General features: G+C 62.5%; 16 protein-coding genes and 1 riboswitch. Of the genes, 7 read left to right on the plus strand and 9 right to left on the minus strand.

Translation table 11 applies throughout. The features are described from left to right. The first annotated feature begins 103 nt into the window (after positions 1-103). The 7 genes from QTL96_RS11235 to QTL96_RS11265 all read left to right on the plus strand — a co-directional run bounded on the left by QTL96_RS11235 (position 104) and on the right by QTL96_RS11265 (position 8,428). The gene (locus QTL96_RS11235; protein WP_018896757.1) at positions 104-1,366 is read left to right on the plus strand and encodes an ABC transporter substrate-binding protein; all 1,263 of its coding nucleotides are present in this window, start codon (positions 104-106) and stop codon (positions 1,364-1,366) included. Between the two features lie 85 nt (positions 1,367-1,451). Further along, positions 1,452-2,405: a sugar ABC transporter permease gene (locus QTL96_RS11240; protein ID WP_113009158.1), complete on the plus strand. Its 954-nt coding sequence runs from the start codon at positions 1,452-1,454 to the stop codon at positions 2,403-2,405. Continuing rightward, positions 2,402-3,337, plus strand: a complete 936-nt coding sequence (locus QTL96_RS11245) for a carbohydrate ABC transporter permease (protein ID WP_289727767.1) — start codon at positions 2,402-2,404, stop codon at positions 3,335-3,337. Before QTL96_RS11240 ends, QTL96_RS11245 begins: the two co-directional genes overlap by 4 nt. A 4-nt stretch (positions 3,338-3,341) precedes the next feature. Continuing rightward, entirely contained in the window at positions 3,342-4,457 is a 1,116-nt protein-coding gene (locus QTL96_RS11250; RefSeq protein WP_112943352.1) for an ABC transporter ATP-binding protein, read from the plus strand. A gap of 20 nt (positions 4,458-4,477) precedes the next feature. Further along, positions 4,478-5,983, plus strand: coding sequence for a GMC family oxidoreductase (locus QTL96_RS11255; protein WP_113198564.1), 1,506 nt, complete (start codon positions 4,478-4,480; stop codon positions 5,981-5,983). Beyond that, positions 5,980-6,759 carry a 3-ketoacyl-ACP reductase gene (locus tag QTL96_RS11260; RefSeq protein ID WP_112820068.1) on the plus strand — a complete coding sequence of 260 codons (780 nt, stop codon included), beginning with the start codon at positions 5,980-5,982 and terminating at the stop codon, positions 6,757-6,759. The genes QTL96_RS11255 and QTL96_RS11260 overlap by 4 nt, the downstream gene beginning before the upstream one ends. Before the next feature lie 13 nt (positions 6,760-6,772). Beyond that, a complete protein-coding gene (locus QTL96_RS11265) occupies positions 6,773-8,428 on the plus strand; it encodes a GMC family oxidoreductase N-terminal domain-containing protein (RefSeq protein ID WP_289727768.1) in 1,656 nt (551 codons plus the stop codon). Positions 8,429-8,434: 6 nt separating this feature from the next. Here the strand turns inward: QTL96_RS11265 and eutC are convergent, their stop codons facing one another. The 9 genes from eutC to QTL96_RS11310 form a co-directional block, all read right to left on the minus strand. Continuing rightward, the gene (eutC, locus tag QTL96_RS11270; RefSeq protein ID WP_289727769.1) at positions 8,435-9,220 is read right to left on the minus strand and encodes an ethanolamine ammonia-lyase subunit EutC; all 786 of its coding nucleotides are present in this window, start codon (positions 9,218-9,220) and stop codon (positions 8,435-8,437) included. Continuing rightward, positions 9,213-10,598 (minus strand): ethanolamine ammonia-lyase subunit EutB, encoded by a 1,386-nt coding sequence (locus tag QTL96_RS11275; RefSeq protein WP_289727770.1) that lies wholly within the window; start codon positions 10,596-10,598, stop codon positions 9,213-9,215. Before QTL96_RS11275 ends, eutC begins: the two co-directional genes overlap by 8 nt. Before the next feature lie 258 nt (positions 10,599-10,856). Beyond that, positions 10,857-11,660 (minus strand): class I SAM-dependent methyltransferase, encoded by an 804-nt coding sequence (locus tag QTL96_RS11280; protein ID WP_289727771.1) that lies wholly within the window; start codon positions 11,658-11,660, stop codon positions 10,857-10,859. Between the two features lie 6 nt (positions 11,661-11,666). Next, entirely contained in the window at positions 11,667-12,437 is a 771-nt protein-coding gene (locus QTL96_RS11285; RefSeq protein ID WP_112943359.1) for an ABC transporter ATP-binding protein, read from the minus strand. Next, positions 12,434-13,474, minus strand: coding sequence for an iron chelate uptake ABC transporter family permease subunit (locus tag QTL96_RS11290; RefSeq protein WP_209193270.1), 1,041 nt, complete (start codon positions 13,472-13,474; stop codon positions 12,434-12,436). The genes QTL96_RS11285 and QTL96_RS11290 overlap by 4 nt, the downstream gene beginning before the upstream one ends. Further along, positions 13,471-14,502: an ABC transporter substrate-binding protein gene (locus QTL96_RS11295; protein WP_112820081.1), complete on the minus strand. Its 1,032-nt coding sequence runs from the start codon at positions 14,500-14,502 to the stop codon at positions 13,471-13,473. Before QTL96_RS11295 ends, QTL96_RS11290 begins: the two co-directional genes overlap by 4 nt. Positions 14,503-14,746: 244 nt before the next feature. Beyond that, positions 14,747-14,986, minus strand: a riboswitch (cobalamin riboswitch). Positions 14,987-15,034: 48 nt separating this feature from the next. Continuing rightward, on the minus strand, positions 15,035-15,421 hold the full coding sequence (locus QTL96_RS11300; RefSeq protein ID WP_113198558.1) for a cytochrome c family protein: 387 nt from the start codon (positions 15,419-15,421) through the stop codon (positions 15,035-15,037). Positions 15,422-15,538: 117 nt separating this feature from the next. Then, positions 15,539-16,798, minus strand: a complete 1,260-nt coding sequence (locus tag QTL96_RS11305) for an ABC transporter substrate-binding protein (RefSeq protein ID WP_289727772.1) — start codon at positions 16,796-16,798, stop codon at positions 15,539-15,541. Beyond that, positions 16,795-17,847: an aldo/keto reductase gene (locus QTL96_RS11310; RefSeq protein ID WP_289727773.1), complete on the minus strand. Its 1,053-nt coding sequence runs from the start codon at positions 17,845-17,847 to the stop codon at positions 16,795-16,797. Before QTL96_RS11310 ends, QTL96_RS11305 begins: the two co-directional genes overlap by 4 nt. Position 17,848: the final 1 nt, after the last annotated feature.

Below are 17,848 nucleotides of genomic sequence, written 5' to 3' on the forward strand. Positions count from 1 at the left end.
AGCCGGCGGGGAGCCGGTCTGCAGAAACCACGCTCGAGGAGGGCGGGGGATACGGAACGAGAATGGGTCTCGTTTCGCGAACTTGAAAACGGGAGGTTTTCAAATGCGCAGATTTCTAACGGCGACCGCCGTGGTCGCATTGGCAGTTGGTGCCGTGGGTGGTTTGGCCCGCGCTGCCGATGTCAAGGAAGTGCAGATGCTGCATTGGTGGACGTCGGGTGGCGAAGCCGCCGCGCTCAACGTGCTGAAGGGCGATCTGGCGAAGGAAGGCTACGCTTGGAAAGACGTGCCTGTCGCCGGTGGTGGCGGTGACGCCGCGATGACCGCGCTGAAGGCGATGGTTGCGGCAGGCACCTACCCGACCGCTTCGCAGATGCTCGGCTACACCGTTCTCGACTACGCGCAAGCAGGTGTGATGGGCGATCTCACCGAAACCGCGAAGAAGGAAGGCTGGGACAAGTCTGTTCCGGCAGCGCTGCAGAAGTTCTCCGTCTATGACGGCAAGTGGGTCGCAGCTCCCGTCAACGTTCACTCCGTCAACTGGCTCTGGATCAACAAGGCCGTGATGGACAAGATCGGCGGCACGCAGCCGAAGACCTTCGAAGACCTCGTTGCCCTGCTCGACAAGGCGAAGGCCGCCGGCGTCACGCCGCTCGCCCTCGGCGGTCAGAACTGGCAGGAAGCCACTATGTTCGACAGCGTCGTGCTTTCGACCGGCGGACCGGAGTTCTACAAGAAGGCCTTCAACGAACTCGACGAGGAGTCGCTGAAGTCCGACACGATGAAGAAGTCGTTCGACAACCTGGCCACGCTGATCAAGTATGTCGATCCGAACTTCTCCGGCCGTGACTGGAACCTTGCGACCGCCATGGTCATCAAGGGTGATGCGCTGGTGCAGGTCATGGGTGACTGGGCCAAGGGCGAATTCGTCGCCGCCAAGAAGACCCCTGACACCGACTTCCTTTGCTACCGCTTCCCGGGCACCGACGGCAGCGTGATCTACAACTCCGACATGTTCGGCATGTTCAACGTTCCCGACGATCGCAAGGCCGCCCAGGTGGCGCTTGCGACAGCAACGCTGTCGAAGAGCTTCCAGTCGGCGTTCAACGTCGTCAAGGGCTCGGTGCCTGCCCGTACCGACGTGCCGGATACCGACTTCGACGCCTGCGGCAAGAAGGGCATCGCCGACCTGAAGGCAGCCAACGAAGGCGGCACGCTGTTCGGCTCGCTGGCACAGGGCTATGGCGCGCCTCCGGCCGTTGCCAACGCCTACAAGGACGTCGTCTCGAAGTTCGTTCACGGCCAGATCAAGACCTCCGACCAGGCTGTCGAAGAGCTCGTGAAGGCAATCGACGACGCCAAGTAATCGGCTCCAAGCATGGTCTTCCCCGCCTCAGATGGCGGGGAAGATATCGACTGCCAACGTCACCCTTGGGAGGGGGATGAATGTTATGAGCACTATCGCTACCACCAAACCAGAAGTCACAGCGCAGCGCGGAACGTCGTTTTCCTTGCGCGGCTGGCTGCAGGACGCGCTGCCGAAAATCGTGCTCGCGCCGAGCTTTGCCATCACGCTGGTCTTCGTCTACGGCTTCATCCTCTGGACGGTCTATCTGTCCTTCACCAATTCAAAGACCTTTCCGTCCTACGCGCTGACCGGGCCTCGCGCCTATCAACGGCTCTGGCGCTGGACCTTCGAGAGCGATCCGCCATCGTCGTGGTACACGTCGATCACCAATATGGGGATCTTCGGCTTCCTCTATATCGCGATCTGCCTGTGCCTCGGGCTGCTGCTCGCCATCCTGCTCGACCAGAAGATCCGCGGCGAAGGCATTCTGCGGCCGATCTTCCTCTATCCGATGGCGCTCTCCTTCATCGTCACCGGGGTTGCCTGGAAATGGTTTCTCGATCCGGGCCTCGGGCTGGAGCAGACGTTGCACCATTTCGGCTGGACGAGCTTTCACTTCGACTGGATCAAGAACAAGGACTTCGTGATCTACACCGTTGTCATCGCCGGCGTCTGGCAGGCCTCGGGCTTCGTCATGGCGATGTTCCTGGCGGGCCTTCGCGGCATCGACAGCGAGATCATGAAGGCGGCGCAGATCGACGGCGCCTCGACGGTGCAGCTCTACCGCCGCATCATCATTCCGCTTCTGAGGCCCGTCTTCCTGTCGGCCTTCATCGTGCTCGCGCACATGGCGATCAAGTCCTACGACCTCGTGGTCGCGCTGACCTCGGGCGGCCCTGGCGGCTCTGCCTGGCTGCCGTCCAACTTCATGTATGAATACACCTTCAAGCGCAACGAGATGGCCGTCGGCTCGGCCAGCGCCGTGATCATGCTGATGACCATCTCGGCCATCATCATTCCCTATCTCTATTCGGAACTGCGGGAGAAATCACGATGAGCACGGTCACATCGGGTGCCTCCCACATGGCACGCATGCGGATGTTCAACCGCATCTTCATCTACGGCGTACTCGCGATCTTCGCGATCGTCTACCTGATGCCGCTCTTCGTCATGTTGGTCACCTCGTTCAAGACGATGGACGAGATCCAGGGCGGCAACATGTTGTCGCTACCGGCGGCGCCGACCTTCGAGCCATGGATCAAGGCCTGGGGCGAAACCTGCGTCGGCCTCACCTGCGCCGGCATCAAGGGCTACTTCTGGAACTCGATCAAGATGGTCGTTCCCGCCGTCGCGATCTCGACCATCCTCGGCGCGCTGAACGGCTACGTGCTCACCAAGTGGCGCTTCCCCGGCCATACGCTGGTCTTCGGCCTGATGCTCTTTGCCTGCTTCATTCCGTTCCAGTCGGTGCTTTTGCCGATGGCGACCATTCTCGGCAGCCTCGGCCGCTTCGGCAACATGCTCACCAATGATATTGGCATGTCGCTCGGCTTCGGCAATCCGACGGTCAATCTGGTTATCGTCCACGTTGTCTACGGTCTCGGCTTCACGACGCTGTTCTTCCGCAACTACTACGAGGCATTTCCGACCGAACTGGTGCGCGCGGCGCAGGTGGATGGCGCGAGCTTCTTCCAGATCTTCCGCCGCATCATGCTGCCGAACTCGCTGCCGATCATCGTCGTGACCGTGATCTACCAGTTCACCAACATCTGGAACGACTTCCTGTTCGCATCCGCCTATGCGGGAACCGGCGAGTCCATGCCGATGACGGTGGCGCTGAACAACGTCGTCAACACCTCGACCGGTGTGGTCGAATACAATGTCAACATGGCCGCGGCGATGATCGCCGCCATGCCCACGCTTCTCGTCTACATCCTCGCCGGCCGCTACTTCGTTCGCGGTCTGATGGCGGGCGCGGTCAAAGGATAATCCCATGGCTTTTCTCGAAATCTCAGGCCTCAGAAAGCGTTTCGGCGCACTGGAAATCCTCAAGGGCATCGATCTTGAGCTGGAAAAAGGCGGTTTCCTGGTGCTGGTCGGCCCGTCGGGCTGCGGCAAGTCCACGCTGCTCAATACCATCGCAGGGCTGGAAGCCATCACAGAGGGCGACATCAGCGTCGATGGCCGCAGCATTTCCGATCTGCATCCTTCCAAGCGCGACATCGCCATGGTGTTCCAGAGCTACGCGCTCTATCCGAACATGACGGTGTCAGGAAATATCTCCTTCGGCATGGAAATGCGCGGTGTGCCAGCGGACGAGCGCAAGGCGGCGATCGACAAGGTGGCCAAGGTGCTGCAGATCGGCCATCTGTTGGACCGCAAGCCGAGCCAGCTTTCCGGCGGCCAGCGGCAGCGTGTCGCCATGGGCCGCGCGCTGGTGCGCGATCCCAAGCTCTTCCTGTTCGACGAGCCGCTCTCCAACCTGGACGCCAAGCTGCGGGTCGATATGCGCATCGAAATCAAGCGACTGCATCAGGCGACCGGCAAGACGATTGTCTACGTCACGCACGACCAGATCGAGGCGATGACGCTGGCGACCAAGATCGCCGTGATGAAGGACGGTGAGGTGCAGCAGTTCGGCACGCCGGCAGAAATCTACAACAACCCCGCCAACATGTTCGTCGCCGACTTCATGGGCTCTCCGGCCATGAACCTCCTCTCCGGCACCATCGAACAGGGCGCGACGGGCCTCTCTGTCTCGCTCGCCCGTCCCAGCGGCGAGCCCATCCGCCTGCCGATCGCGCCGGGCCACGAAGCGTTGCAGGCGCATGCCGGCCGGCAGATTGTCTTCGGCATCCGGCCGGAAGCGCTGACCGACCCCGATGGCGCCGACCGCAACGCCCGCGCACTCGCCGAGGGCGATTGCCTGATCGACGTCGTCGAACCGGCCGGGTCCGACACCTTCGCGGTGACGAAACTGGGCGGCAAGGAAGTCGTTGCGCGGCTGCGCGCCGATGCCCGTATTCAGCCCGGCCAGAACGCGCGACTGGCATTCAACCTCGACAAGGTGGTCTTCTTCGACCCGCAGAGCCAGGCGCGGATCGCGTGATCTGACGGCGGGACAGCAATATGAACAGAACACCTGATATCGTCATCATCGGCTCGGGCATCGGTGGCGCGACCGTCGCTGCCGGACTCGCTCCCACCGGCACCGAGATCCTCATTCTCGAAGCCGGCGAACGGATCGCCGACCACCCGGTCAACCGCGACCAGCGGGCGATCTTCCAGCGCGGCCATTTCCGCCCGAAGGAAACCTGGTACGAGGCCGATGGCACCGGCTTCAATCCCGGCAACTACTACAATGTCGGCGGCAATTCGAAATTCTTCGGCGCCGTGCTCTCGCGCTACCGCCGCGAGGATTTCGAAGAGATCCATCACCGCGAAGGCGTGTCACCCGCGTGGCCATTCCCCTATGAGGAACTTGAACCGTGGTATGGCCGCGCCGAGAAACTGTACCGGGTGCGCGGCGCGCTCGGTGATGACCCGACGGAGCCGGCGCATTCGACACCTTATGACTACCCGCCGGTGCGCGAAGAACCTGCCATCGCCGACGTCAGGGCGCGGCTGAAGGCGAAGGGTCTGCACCCTTTCTCGCTCCCCTTGGGTGTCGATATCGACAAGTGGCTGGCGAAGGCACCAACCCCATGGGACGCACATCCGAACTCCGACGACGGCAAGATGGACGCGGAAACAGCTGCCCTGTCGCAGGCCCTGAAACACGACAATGTCCGCCTTCAGACCAACTCTCCCGTCATCAAGTTGGAAGCGGATGCGGACGGACGCATTTCAGGCGTCACCTACCGTCAGGGTAGCGAAGCCCGCACGCTTCATCCAAAGCTCGTGATCCTCAGTGCCGGCGCTGTGCAGTCCGCCGTGCTATTGCTTCGCTCGGCAAGTGACCGGTTTCCCGAGGGGCTCGCCAATTCCTCGGGCCAGGTCGGGCGCAACTTCATGAACCACAATTCCTCGGCCGTGATCGGCGTCTCGCCGCGATATCGCAACACCTCGATCTACCAGAAGACCTTCGCCTTCAATGATTTCTATCTGTCCGACGGCAATGGCGGACCGCCGCTTGGCAACGTCCAGCTGCTCGGCCGCATCTCCGGCAAGGTATTGAAGGGCTCGCTGCCGAATGTCCCGGAATGGCTGCTCAATCGGATCACCGGCCATGCGATCGATTTCTACGCCATGAGCGAAGACGTTCCCAATCCGGAAAGCCGGGTGATGGTCGATGGCGAGCGCATCGTCTTGAAATGGCATCGCACCAATTGGGATGCCCATCTCTCGCTGGTCTCCAAGCTCAAGGACATCCTGAAGTCGATCGGCTTCCCGCTGGTGCTCAGCCGGCCATTCGACAAGCGCACGCCCTCGCACCAGTGCGGAACCATCAGGATCGGTCGCGATCCGGCGTCGGCTCCGCTCGACATCTACTGCCGTGCCTTCGATCACCAGAACCTCTTCGTCGTCGATGCGAGCTTCCTGCCGACTTCGGCAGCCGTCAATCCGGCCTTGACGGTGGCGAGCCAGGCATTGCGCGTTGCCGACCACATTGCATCAAAGGATTTGACAGCATGACGACGCATTCGGACAAGCCCGTAGCCGTGGTCACCGGCGGCCGTCGCGGCATCGGGCTGGGCATTGCCGGCGCGCTGGCGAAATCAGGCTTCAATGTCGTGATAACAGGCGTCGGCGCCGTGGAGACCGCGGACGAAACCGTCGCGCAGCTGAAACAACACGGTGCCGACGCGATCTACCTGCAGGCCGATATTTCGGCCGTCGAAAAGCACGAGGAAACGGTTCACGCGATCCTGCAGGCCTTCGGTCGCATCGATTGCCTGGTCAACAATGCGGGCATGGCGGCCGTGGTCAGGGGCGATTTCCTCGGGCTGACGGCTGACAATTTCGACGCGATCATGGCCACGAACCTGCGCGGCACCGTGTTCTTCACCCAGGCGGTGGTGAAGGCGATGCTTGTTTCCGGCGACAAGCCGCACCCGCGTTCGATCATCAACATCACCTCGGTATCGGCCGAGGCAAGCTCTCCGGAACGCCTGGACTATTGCATCAGCAAGGCGGGGCTTGCCGCCTTCTCTCAAGGGCTCGCGCTGCGCCTGGCGGAATCGGGCATCTCCGTCTTCGAACTCCGGCCGGGCATCATCCGCACCGATATGACGGCAGGCGTGACCTCGAAATACGACGCGCTGATCGAAGGCGGCCTTGTGCCGATGAAGCGCTGGGGCGAGGCCGACGATATCGGCCGGATTTGCTCGGCCCTTGCCTCCGGCGCCTTCGCCTTTGCGACCGGCACCGTCATCGACGCCGATGGCGGCCTTTCCATTCCCCGCTTGTGACAGGATAGAACCAATGGGCTTTGACTACATCATAACGGGCGCGGGTCCCGCCGGCTGCGTGCTCGCCAGCAGGCTGAGCGAAGATCCAGATGTCAGTGTGCTTATTCTGGAAGCCGGTGGCGGTGACTGGAACCCGCTGTTTCACATGCCGGCCGGCTTTGCCAAGATGACCAAGGGCGTGGCCAGCTGGGGATGGGAAACGGTTCCGCAGAAACATATGAAAGGCCGGGTGCTGCGCTATACGCAGGCAAAGGTGATCGGCGGCGGCTCCTCGATCAATGCCCAGCTCTATACCCGGGGCAATGCCGCCGACTATGATCTCTGGGCCGGCGAGGATGGCTGCGAGGGCTGGGACTATCGCTCGATCCTGCCTTACTTCAAGCGTGCCGAGGACAACCAGCGCTTCGCCGACGACTACCACACCTATGGCGGGCCGCTCGGCGTCTCAATGCCTGTCTCAGCGCTACCGATCTGCGACGCCTATATCCGCGCCGGCCAGGAGCTCGGCATTCCCTACAATCACGATTTCAACGGCAAGCAGCAGGCGGGCGTCGGCTTCTACCAGCTGACCCAGCGCAACCGCCGCCGCTCATCCGCGTCACTCGCCTATCTCTCGCCCATCAAGGGCCGAAAGAACCTGACCATCCGCACCGGCGCCCGCGTGAGCAGGATCGTGATCGAGGGAACGCGGGCCGTCGGCGTCGAAGTGGTGACGGACAAGGGCTCCGAGGTGATCCGCGCCGAGCGCGAGGTGCTGGTGTCATCAGGCGCGATCGGCTCGCCGAAACTCCTGCTGCAATCCGGCATCGGTCCGGCCGACCATCTGACATCGGTCGGCGTCAAGGTTTACCACGATCTCCCCGGCGTCGGCGGCAACCTGCAGGACCACCTCGACCTCTTCGTCATTTGCGAGTGCACCGGCGACCACACTTATGACGGCGTCGCCAAACTTCACCGGACCGTTTGGGCGGGGCTGGAGTACATTCTCTTCCGCACCGGCCCGGTTGCGTCCTCGCTCTTCGAGACGGGTGGCTTCTGGTATGCGGACCCGCATGCGCGTTCCCCCGACATCCAGTTCCACCTCGGGCTCGGTTCGGGCATCGAGGCGGGCGTGGAGCGGCTGAAGAACGCCGGCGTGACGCTGAACTCGGCCTATCTACATCCTCGCTCGCGCGGCACTGTCAGGCTCAAATCATCGGATCCGGCGGCAGCGCCGCTGATCGATCCGAACTACTGGTCCGACGCGCATGACCGGACGATGTCGCTCGAAGGCCTGAAGATCGCGCGAGAAATCATGCAGCAGGCGGCGCTGAAGCCATTCGTCCTGGCCGAGCGGCTGCCGGGACCGAAGGTGATGACCGACGACGAACTTTTCGACTACGGCTGCGCCAACGCCAAGACCGATCACCACCCCGTCGGCACGTGCAAGATGGGCACGGGCGCCGACGCGGTCGTAGGGCTCGATCTCAAGGTGCACGGGCTGGAAGGCCTGCGCGTCTGTGATTCGTCCGTCATGCCGCGCGTACCCTCCTGCAACACCAACGCGCCGACCATCATGGTGGGCGAGAAGGGCTCGGACATCATTCGAGGCAAGCTGCCGCTTCCCGGCGCCATCTTCGAGCACGAGCGCAACGACACGCGACCGCGCGCACGGGCGGGCATCCGGTGAAGCCGATTACGAAGCGCTGGGCAACCTGACCAGCGCTTCCTTCAGGCTGACGCCGCTGAGACCTGTCTTCGTCATGTCGGCGATGAGACCGGCGATGGTCTTCGCCGCCTGCTTCATCGACAGGCCGCCCTCGCGCATGTTTGAGACGCAGTTACGCCGGGAATCCGGCGTGCCGACGGATGGCTCGTAGGTGATATAGGCGCCGAGACTGTCGGCCGCGGAGAGACCGGGCCTCTCGCCGATCAGCACGATCGTTATCCGCGCACCGAGAATTTCGCCGACCTCGTCGGCAAGCGCCACCCGCGCCTGCCGCGCGACGGCAACCGGGCCGATCGACAAGCCGGCTAAGCGCAACAGGCTCGAAAGCTCGCGCACGAGAGCGACGGCATTGATATCGACCGCGCTCGAGGAAAGGCCGTCTGCAATGGTGATGATGACGTCGCACCCTTTGGCCTCAGATGGCAGAGCATTCAGCCGCTCGACCGAAGCGCGCGACAACTTGCGGCCAAGATCAGGCCGGCGCAGATAGCTGCCGCGATCCTCGGCCATGCTTTCCACCGAGACGACATCCAGCCCGAGCGCCATGAGGTCGCTCTTCAGCCGATCTTCGTCGACCGTCGACCATACAGCTTCGCGGGCCCGGGCATGATCAAGCAGGAAGGCCAGCTGCGCCTTGGTCGGCGCGCCGGATCCGAAGCGCCCGAGCGCGACACGCGCATCGGTCATCTCGGACAAATCGACGGTGGCCGGCTGGAGATCGGCTCTTAGTTCGGTGGCGGTGGATTTAGACAAGAACGGCCCTCGACAGGTAATCGGTCAGCATGGCAGGCGCACCGGACAGCGCGCCGGCTTCATTGGTCAGTCCGACATCGCGAAGCCACGTCTCGAACTCCGGCGCCGGCGGGCGCCCAAGGGTCTCACGGCAGAAGACGGCGTCGTGGTGGGACAGCGACTGGTAGTTCAGCATGATGTCGTCGGCGCCGGGTACGGTAATGACGAAATTGACGTTTGCCGCGCAGAGCAGCGTCAACAGCGTATCCATGTCTTCCTGATCGGCATCGGCATGGTTGGTGTAGCAAACGTCGACGCCCATCGGCAGGCCGAGCAGCTTGCCGCAGAAATGATCCTCGATGCCGGCGCGGATGATCTGTTTCCCGTTGAAGAGATATTCAGGCCCGATGAAGCCGACCACGGTGTTGACGAGCAGCGGATCGAACTCGCGCGCGACGGCATAGGCTCTCGTCTCCATCGTCTGCTGGTCGACGCCGAAATGCGCGTCGGCCGAGAGTGCTGCTCCCTGCCCGGTTTCGAAGTACATCAGGTTGGCGCCCGGCATGCCGCGCTTCAGCGATCGTCCGGCATCCTGCGCCTCCTTCAGCAGCGCGAGATCGATGCCGAAGCCTTCATTGGCCTTCTGCGATCCCGCAACCGACTGGAACATCAGATCAACCGGCGCTCGCGCTTCAACCGCACGGATGGCTGTGGTAACGTGGCCGAGACAGCATGTCTGGGTGGGTATGGCAAGGCGCTCGCGGATTTCGTCGAGCAGCGAGACGATCCGCACATAGTCCTCAACACTATCAGTCGCCGGATTGACGCCGATGACGGCGTCGCCGGAGCCCATCAATAGACCGTCGATCGCCGAAGCGGCAATGCCGCGGCTGTCGTCGGTCGGATGGTTCGGCTGGTTGCGGGTCGACAAGCGGCCGGTGAGGCCGAGCGTGTTGCGAAAGCGCGTGACGACCTGCCGTTTGGCGGCGACGGCGATCAGATCCTGCAGCCGCATGATTTTCGAGACGGCCGCCAGCATTTCCGGCGTGATGCCATAGGTGATCGCCTCGAGTGCCCGCTGATCCGTTTCTGGCTTCAGCAACCACTCGCGAAACTCGCCCACAGTGAACGAACTGATCGGCGCGAAAGCTTGCGCGTCGAACTGCCTTGAAATCAGCGCCGAGACCTCGTCGATCTCCGATGGAATGACTTCTTCGGCGAGAAAAGCCTTCAGTGGCAGATCGGCAAGTGCCATCTGGGCTGCGAGCCGCTCGACCGGTCCGCTCGCCGCGATACCCGCGAGCTGATCGCCGGAGCGATCCGGCGTCGCTTTTGCGAGGAGGTCCTTAAGATCGCGAAAGCCGAAGCGCGTTCGTTCGATCGTCGTGCTGTATGCCATTGTGGGAGTCCTAGCGTTCAAGGGTTCAGACCGTCCCGATCCGATCGGGCTGGCTGACAGGCGTAATCCTCCCTTGAGACTGCCGGCGCTCGGCCTTTTGAGACGGTGATCCGGCCTCCCGTGCCGATCACCGCAAGCATGAGCGCCATGCCGTTATGCGCAGATGACCTCGTCTAGCCGATCACGTCAACATGCTGCGATGGCAACAGGCTGCAAAATTCGCCGACGGCATCAAATCCACCGCCTTTGCGCGATAGATCAGGCCTCTTCACCTTGCGAGACGCCGGCGGATTTGGCCACGAGAATGAAGCGCCGATAGACCAGCGTCCGAAGCCGGTTACGCAGATTGGCGCCGCGCCGCTGCGCCTTCGCGATCGGTCCATGCGACGCGATCTCGAAACCTATGAAGCCGGCCTGCGTCAATTGCGGAACAAGATCATCTGGCCGCAGGCCGGCGCCGAAGGGGAGCGCGGACATGATCGCCGAATGGCGCTCGCTCATCGCGCCATCATAATGCCGATCCGCGCCGCAGAAACGATCGATCCGGCGGATGAGCCATGCTGCGGCGCGGCCGAGCCTTGTCGGCTTCGCCCAGTCGCCGTCGAAGACCAATAGCGTGCCACCCGGCTTCAGCACGCGATGCCACTCGCCGAATGCCTTTGCGGGATCGGTCAGCGTCCACACCAGATGCCGGCAGATGATGGCATCGTAGCGGCCATCCGGCTCCATCGGATTTTCAGCGTCTGCCAGCACAAAGCGCAACCGTTCCTTGCCGGTATGCTTGGCCTTGGCGATTGACAGCATGGCCTCGGAGAAATCCAGCGCGGTCACATCATGGCCGAGATCGTGGATCACCGCCGTGACCTCGCCGGTTCCACAGGCAAGTTCGAGGACACGCAACGACGTCGGCCCCAGATGATCGCGCATCGGCTGCTGCCAGGCGTCGAACTCCGGTCCACTCGGTATCCTGTGGCCGAAGGCAAGATCGAAAGTCTGCGAGCGCTTGGACCAGTAGTCCCGGATCTCTTCCTTCAAATCGAAATTGGTTTGTCTGATGGACATCGAACCTCAAGAAATACAGCCAAGAAAATGGATATGCTGCCGACCATGATGCGGCGAGCGCTCGATATGGGCGCGCACTCCGAACACATCGGCGATCAAGCCTTCGGTCAATACCTCGTCCGCCGGTCCGACCGCAACAAGCCGACCCTGGCTAAGCACAGCAATCCTGTCGCAAAACATGGCGGCGAGGTTCAGATCATGCAGCGCAACGATGCTGGTGACCGGCAGCTTGGCAACCAGCGACAGGATTTCGAGCTGATGCTGGATGTCGAGGTGATTGGTCGGCTCGTCGAGCAGAAGCTCGGTCGGCGTCTGCGCCAGCGCGCGGGCGATATGCACCCGCTGCCGCTCGCCGCCCGACAGCGTATGCCAGAGCTGCCGCGCCTTCTCGACCATGCCCACCTGCCGCAGCGCATTCTCGACCGCTTCTTCATCATTGGCGCTCCACGGCGCCAACGGACCGCGATGTGGCGTGCGCCCGAGACGGACGACCTCAGTGACCGTCACCTGTGTTTCCGTCGTGGCCTGCTGCTCGACAAAGGCAACACGCCGGGCAATGTCGCGGCGTGCCAGCGTGTCGATGCCGGTATCGCCGAGTGCAATGACACCGCTCTTCACCTTTCGCAGCCCGCCGATCAACCGCAGCAGGCTGGACTTTCCCGAACCGTTCGGCCCGATTAGGCCCAGCGTCTGGCCGGTGGGGACCTCGAGACTTATGCCCTTGACAACAAGCACGCCTGACGTTGCCCAGTGCACATCGCTGATGGAAATGCTCATGCGGGCCGCCTCGCCTTGTAGAGAATGAGCGCGAATGCCGGCGCGCCGAAGAGCGCGGTGACCACGCCGATCGGCAACACCTGCTGCGGGATGATGACGCGCGAGACGATATCGGCGACCACCATGAAGATCGCTCCGGATATCGCCGTTGCCGGTAACAGGCGCCCATGCCCCGGCCCGACCACGAAACGCGCCGCATGCGGAATGACCAGCCCGACGAAGCCGATCGAGCCGACGATGCTGACCATCGTCGCGGTAAGCAGCGCCGTGAGCGCAAGCAGCACGATCCGGATACCAGCGACCGGAATGCCGAGCGCCGCCGCAGCATCGGTACCGAAAGTGAAGGCATCGAGCGCGCGGGCGTAAAGCATGCAGACGAGAAAGCCGGCGATTGCAACGGGAGCGGCAAGATAGACATCCGGCCAGCGTACGCCGGAAAGGCTGCCGAGCAGCCAGAACATGACGCCGCGCGCCTGCTCTGCATTTGCCGATGTCGTGACGATATAGGACGTCAGCGCGTTGAAGAGCTGCGAACCGGCGACACCTGCGAGGATGATACGGTCCGTCCCGCCGCCGGAGCCCACCGCCAGCAAAGACACCAGCAGGAACGCCGCGACCGCGCCGACGAAAGCGCCGGCGGAAAGCGTCAACACGCCATAGCCGAAACCGAGGATCATGACGGCGACGGCCCCGGTGGACGCGCCGGCCGAGATGCCGAGTACATAGGGCTCGGCCAGCGGATTGCGCAGCAACGCCTGCAGCACCGCGCCGCATAGCGCAAGAGCCGCTCCGGCGCTGGCGGCGACAAGCGCGCGGCTCAGGCGATAATCCCAGATGATGCCTTCATGGATGCGGCTGAGTTCAAAGCCGGTGCCAAGCAAGCGGTTCGCAACGGCCTTGGCCGTCGTGTCGACAGGAATGGAGATCTCGCCGATAGACACGGCGAGACTGATGACAAAGCCCAATGCCACGACGGCAAGGACGAAGAGCACGAGCAGCGCTCTCCATCCCCGGTGGGCTATCGACGCGTGCCTCACTTGGAAAGACCGAAGGACTTGATGCCGGCGGCAAGGCGTTCCAGGCCGTCGATGGTACGGATCGTCGGGTTCATCGACTGCGCATCCATCTCGACGAAGTGCCTGTTCTTGACGGCATCGAGCTGGCTGGTGACCGGGTCCTTTTCAAGGAAGTCGATCTTAACCTTCGGATCGTCGGCAGCGTAGCGGCGACGGTCCATGGTGGCGATGACGATGACTGCAGGGTTGGCCTGCGCGATCGTTTCCCAACCGACCAGCGGCCACTCTTCCTCGGTGCTGACGACGTTGCGGGCGCCGAGCGTTTTCAGAATATAGGCCGGAGCGCTGTTCTTGCCGGCGATAAAGGCATCGCCCTGCACTTCCTTGCTGGAAAACCAGAAGGCGACAGGCAGATCCTTCGCCGACCCGCCAAGCGATGCCACGGCATCCGCTTCGCGCTTCTTCAAGTCAGCGATCAGGGCCGCGCCGCGATCCTGGATATCGTAGATCTCCGCCAGTTCGGCGATCTCCTGGTAAATCAGCTCCATGGTGAAGAGCTCACTGCGCACGCCGTCGCCACCATCGGTGTTGACCTTCGCGACGCAATCAGCCGGCGAGACATAGGTCTTGATGCCAAGACCGGCGAACTGCTCGCGCTTGCCGACCGAGCCTTGCGTGCCGACATGCCATTCGAACTCGGCCGCAACCAAGTCCGGCTCCTGGCCGACGACGGATTCGAAACTCGGATCATTGTCGGCCAGCCGCTTGATCCCCTTGTTGACCTCGGCATAGGCGGGCAGCACCGGCCCGACCCAGACCGCCGTGCCTACGATCTTGTCGGCAAGGCCGAGCGAGTAGAGAATTTCGGTCATGCCCTGGCCGATCGACACCGTCTTCTTCGGCGCGCTGTCGAATGTCACCTGCTGGCCGCAATTGGTGATCGTCAGCGGGTAGGTCGTTGCCGCTGCATGGGCGGCGGGGAGAAAGGTGGTAAAGGTGCAAGCCGTCGCGATCGAAAGCAGCGCGGTTCGCAGGATGATGCGGTTCATATTGGTCCTCATGTATGACTGAAGCCCGCAGCCGACTGGCCGCGGCTGTGAAACTCGACGCGGGGACCGCCGCGGATGATGCAGGACGACACAGCAGAGCGCTCGCCTGAAATCATGCGGCGGCGAAAACTATCGTTGGATCACGGACATGAGATTTGTGGAGGGGAATAAAGCGGGGCCGCGCCAGCGGCTGACGTCAAAAACCATCATATGATGCTCCTCTCCGGACAACCCCGTCCGGGATGGTGGACACTGTTTTGACGGCAGGTCTCCTGGCTTGCGAATATGCACCTGACATCTGCCTTCCCACGAAGAGCTTCGCAGTGGCATGGCGTTCGAGACGAACACCACAAGAACATCAGGCAATCCGCTTACAGTTGCGGGGGCAGCCACGGTCTTGGCCCCATTCGGGTCGTCCGCACCGTGTTCCCTATTAATCCCGTCGGAAGTCATCCCTTCGGGAACCATCAGGTGTGACTTAGGCGATCCGGCGCCGAGGCGTCAAGCCGTGGCGGACCGACATTTGGCGCGTCTAGGGATTGGCTCGGAGATAGCCGATCAGGTCGGTGATCTCCGACGTCGTCCATAGGCCGCCGAAGCTCATCTTCGTTCCCGGCACTTTCTTCTTGGGGTTTGATAGAAATTCCGAGAGCGCCGCCTCGTCCCAGACAAGTCCGCCGGCACCGGCCGTCTTCATCGCTTCGGAATATCGGTAGTCGGGCAAGCTTCCGGCTGGACGGCCGACGACACCCTTCAGATGCGGGCCGAAACCGTTGCGATCGGAATCGACCTTGTGACAGGCAACGCACAGCCTGAACACCCGCCGTCCATGCTCGACATCCTCGGCGGATGCCGCGGATGTCGTCACGAGCAGGCTCGCGATCGAACAGATCGACGGAAGGATTGAGCGCTTTTTCATATGTCGATGGCCTGTCGTTGTGTTTGCCAAATGCATCTGCTTAGCCAACAAAGCACATAGGCGCCCAGACCAGACTGGTGCGACATGGGAGCACATCCCCCATGTCGCCTGGCGCTTCTACTGCGCGGTCTTGATCTTGGTGACCTCTTCGGCGCTCAATTCGCCGACCGTCGTCACCTCGCCATTGCTGATCTTCCACAGGCGGAACGGACCGGTGATATCGCCGTACTTGTCGAAGCTGACAGGGCCGATGACACCTTCATACTTCACCGGCTTGCCGTTCTTGATGAGCTGCAGCGCCTTGGCGAACTCTTCCTTGCCGGCATGGATGGGCGTGCCGCCCTCGGCGACAACTTCCGGCATGGCTGCCTTGATGGCGGCCGCATCGGCCTTGCCGGCCTTGGCAATGGCCAGCGCCACGATCGCACCCGCGTCATAAGAGCGGTCGGCGGCCGGGGCCGAAGGCGAGATGCCGCCGGAGAAGGCTTCGTAGTTGCCGGTGAAATACTCGGTCGACGCCGTCGGGCTGGTACCCGAGGAGGTGCCGTAGGCGTTCTCCAGATACTGCGCGCCGACGCTCTCGATGAAGTCCTTGGAGTTCATGCCGTCATTCAGCAGGAAGGTCTGCTTGCCACCGCCGGAAACCCAGGCGCGGGCGATGGTCGCGCCATCGACGGGGGTGCTGACGAGATAGAGCGCATCGGGCTCACCAGCCATGGCGGCGCTGGCTTCGGACGCGTAGCTCGACTGCTTCTCGTTATAGGGCGTCGTCGATGTGATCGTGCCGCCAAGCTTCTGGTATGCGGTCGCAAACTCCTTGACCATGTTGACGCCGAAGTCGTTGTTGACGTTGATGATCGCGATCTTTTTCAAGCCCTGATCCATCGCGAATTTCGCGGCCGCCGTGCCCTGCAACGCGTCGGACGTGATGGTGCGGAAGAAGACGCCGTTGGCCTTGCCGCTGCGACCAAGCTCGGTCAGCGTCGGCGAAGAGGATGCGGGCGAGACCTGCACGACGCCGGCCGGCGCCGTCACCGATGTCAGGATCGGGATCGATACCGACGAGATGATACCGCCGATGATGACCGGCACCTTCTTGATGTTGACGAGCTGGGTTGCCTGATCGACGGCGACGTTGCCCTGGCTCTGGCTGTCGCGCGTGTCTGCAACGATCTTGCAGCCATTGACGCCACCGGCATCGTTGATGTCGCGGAAGGCCATCTCAACGGACTTCGCGCCCGCCTGGCCATATTCTCCGGCCGGGCCGGTAAGTTCCATGACGAGGCCGACGGTGATGTCGCAATCGGCCCCGAACGTCGGCGCCGTGGACGCAGCAAGGGCAGCGACCATGGCGGAAAGCAGGAATGTCATTCTCATTTTTGTTCCCCTTTGTTGAGATTGTACTTCATGATGCTGCCGTGGCGGCCTTCCCTGTCCCGCTCCAGCGTATAAACGTCGCCGTCGAGCGGCTTCGATTGCGTAAGGATCGCGTCGATCTCGGCTCTATCCGTTTCGCTGAGCGCGATATCGGCGATGGCGAGATTGGACTTCAAATGCTCCCTGTTGCGGGCGCCGACGATGACGGCCGCGACGCCTGGCTTGGTCAGCATGGCGGCGCTTGCGATCGTGGCGATATCGGTGTCGTGCCGGTCGGCGATCCCGCGCAGCGTCGACAGCAGGGCCTGGAACAGGTCCCAGCCGCCGAAATCATCGATGATCAGCTTGTATTTCGTCAGCGAGCGGTTTTCGAGCGGATGCTCCGGCTCCGTTTGTCCGAGCCAGCGATCGGCGAGGAAGCCGCCGGCCACGGTGCCGTAGCACAACAGCGCGAAGTTCTTTTCCTGAGCAAGCGCAACCATGCGCTTTTCCGGCCGCCGGTCGAGCAGCGAATATTGCAGCTGCAACGAGGTAAAGGGCACGCCCGAGCCGATGATCGCCTCGATATGATCCGTGTCGAAATTGGTGCCGCTGATCTTGCCGATCTTGCCGGCCTCATGCAGCTCCTTCAGCCAGCCCGCCGTCTCCAGCCAGCCCTCGATATCATAGGCCCACCAGTGGAACTGCACGAGATCGAGGCAATCGAGGTTGAGCCGCTTGCGCGAAGTATCGATGACGCCTTCGACATAAGCCTTGCTGATGTTTGGCAGCACCGTCAGATCGGGCACGAACTTGGTGTGGACGCGGATGCGCGACAGGGCCTCTTCTCCGCGCAGGTTCTTGTAGGCGACGCGGAAACGGCCGATCAGCTCCTCGACACCGGTATAGATATCGGCGCAGTCGAAGGTGGTAATCCCCGCATCAGCGAATGCGATCATGTCCTCGACGGCGCTGTCGCCATCGATCGCGCCGTGCCCACCGGCCAACTGCCAGCCGCCGCGGATGACGCGGGAGATTTCGTAACCGGGGGCGATGGTGATGCGCTGCATA

Origin of the sequence: Rhizobium sp. S163 (assembly GCF_030380805.1) — a bacterium.
Classification (GTDB): domain Bacteria; phylum Pseudomonadota; class Alphaproteobacteria; order Rhizobiales; family Rhizobiaceae; genus Rhizobium.

Coding starts and splice junctions, on each gene's coding strand:
- QTL96_RS11300 (WP_113198558.1), bottom strand. CDS start 15,421: ATGAAAAAGCGCTCAATCCTTCCGTCGATCTGTTCGATCGCGAGCCTG.
- QTL96_RS11255 (WP_113198564.1), top strand. CDS start 4,478: ATGAACAGAACACCTGATATCGTCATCATCGGCTCGGGCATCGGTGGC.
- QTL96_RS11310 (WP_289727773.1), bottom strand. CDS start 17,847: ATGCAGCGCATCACCATCGCCCCCGGTTACGAAATCTCCCGCGTCATC.
- QTL96_RS11240 (WP_113009158.1), top strand. CDS start 1,452: ATGAGCACTATCGCTACCACCAAACCAGAAGTCACAGCGCAGCGCGGA.
- QTL96_RS11285 (WP_112943359.1), bottom strand. CDS start 12,437: ATGAGCATTTCCATCAGCGATGTGCACTGGGCAACGTCAGGCGTGCTT.
- QTL96_RS11305 (WP_289727772.1), bottom strand. CDS start 16,798: ATGAGAATGACATTCCTGCTTTCCGCCATGGTCGCTGCCCTTGCTGCG.
- QTL96_RS11280 (WP_289727771.1), bottom strand. CDS start 11,660: ATGTCCATCAGACAAACCAATTTCGATTTGAAGGAAGAGATCCGGGAC.
- QTL96_RS11245 (WP_289727767.1), top strand. CDS start 2,402: ATGAGCACGGTCACATCGGGTGCCTCCCACATGGCACGCATGCGGATG.
- QTL96_RS11295 (WP_112820081.1), bottom strand. CDS start 14,502: ATGAACCGCATCATCCTGCGAACCGCGCTGCTTTCGATCGCGACGGCT.
- QTL96_RS11275 (WP_289727770.1), bottom strand. CDS start 10,598: ATGGCATACAGCACGACGATCGAACGAACGCGCTTCGGCTTTCGCGAT.
- QTL96_RS11260 (WP_112820068.1), top strand. CDS start 5,980: ATGACGACGCATTCGGACAAGCCCGTAGCCGTGGTCACCGGCGGCCGT.
- QTL96_RS11250 (WP_112943352.1), top strand. CDS start 3,342: ATGGCTTTTCTCGAAATCTCAGGCCTCAGAAAGCGTTTCGGCGCACTG.
- QTL96_RS11265 (WP_289727768.1), top strand. CDS start 6,773: ATGGGCTTTGACTACATCATAACGGGCGCGGGTCCCGCCGGCTGCGTG.
- QTL96_RS11235 (WP_018896757.1), top strand. CDS start 104: ATGCGCAGATTTCTAACGGCGACCGCCGTGGTCGCATTGGCAGTTGGT.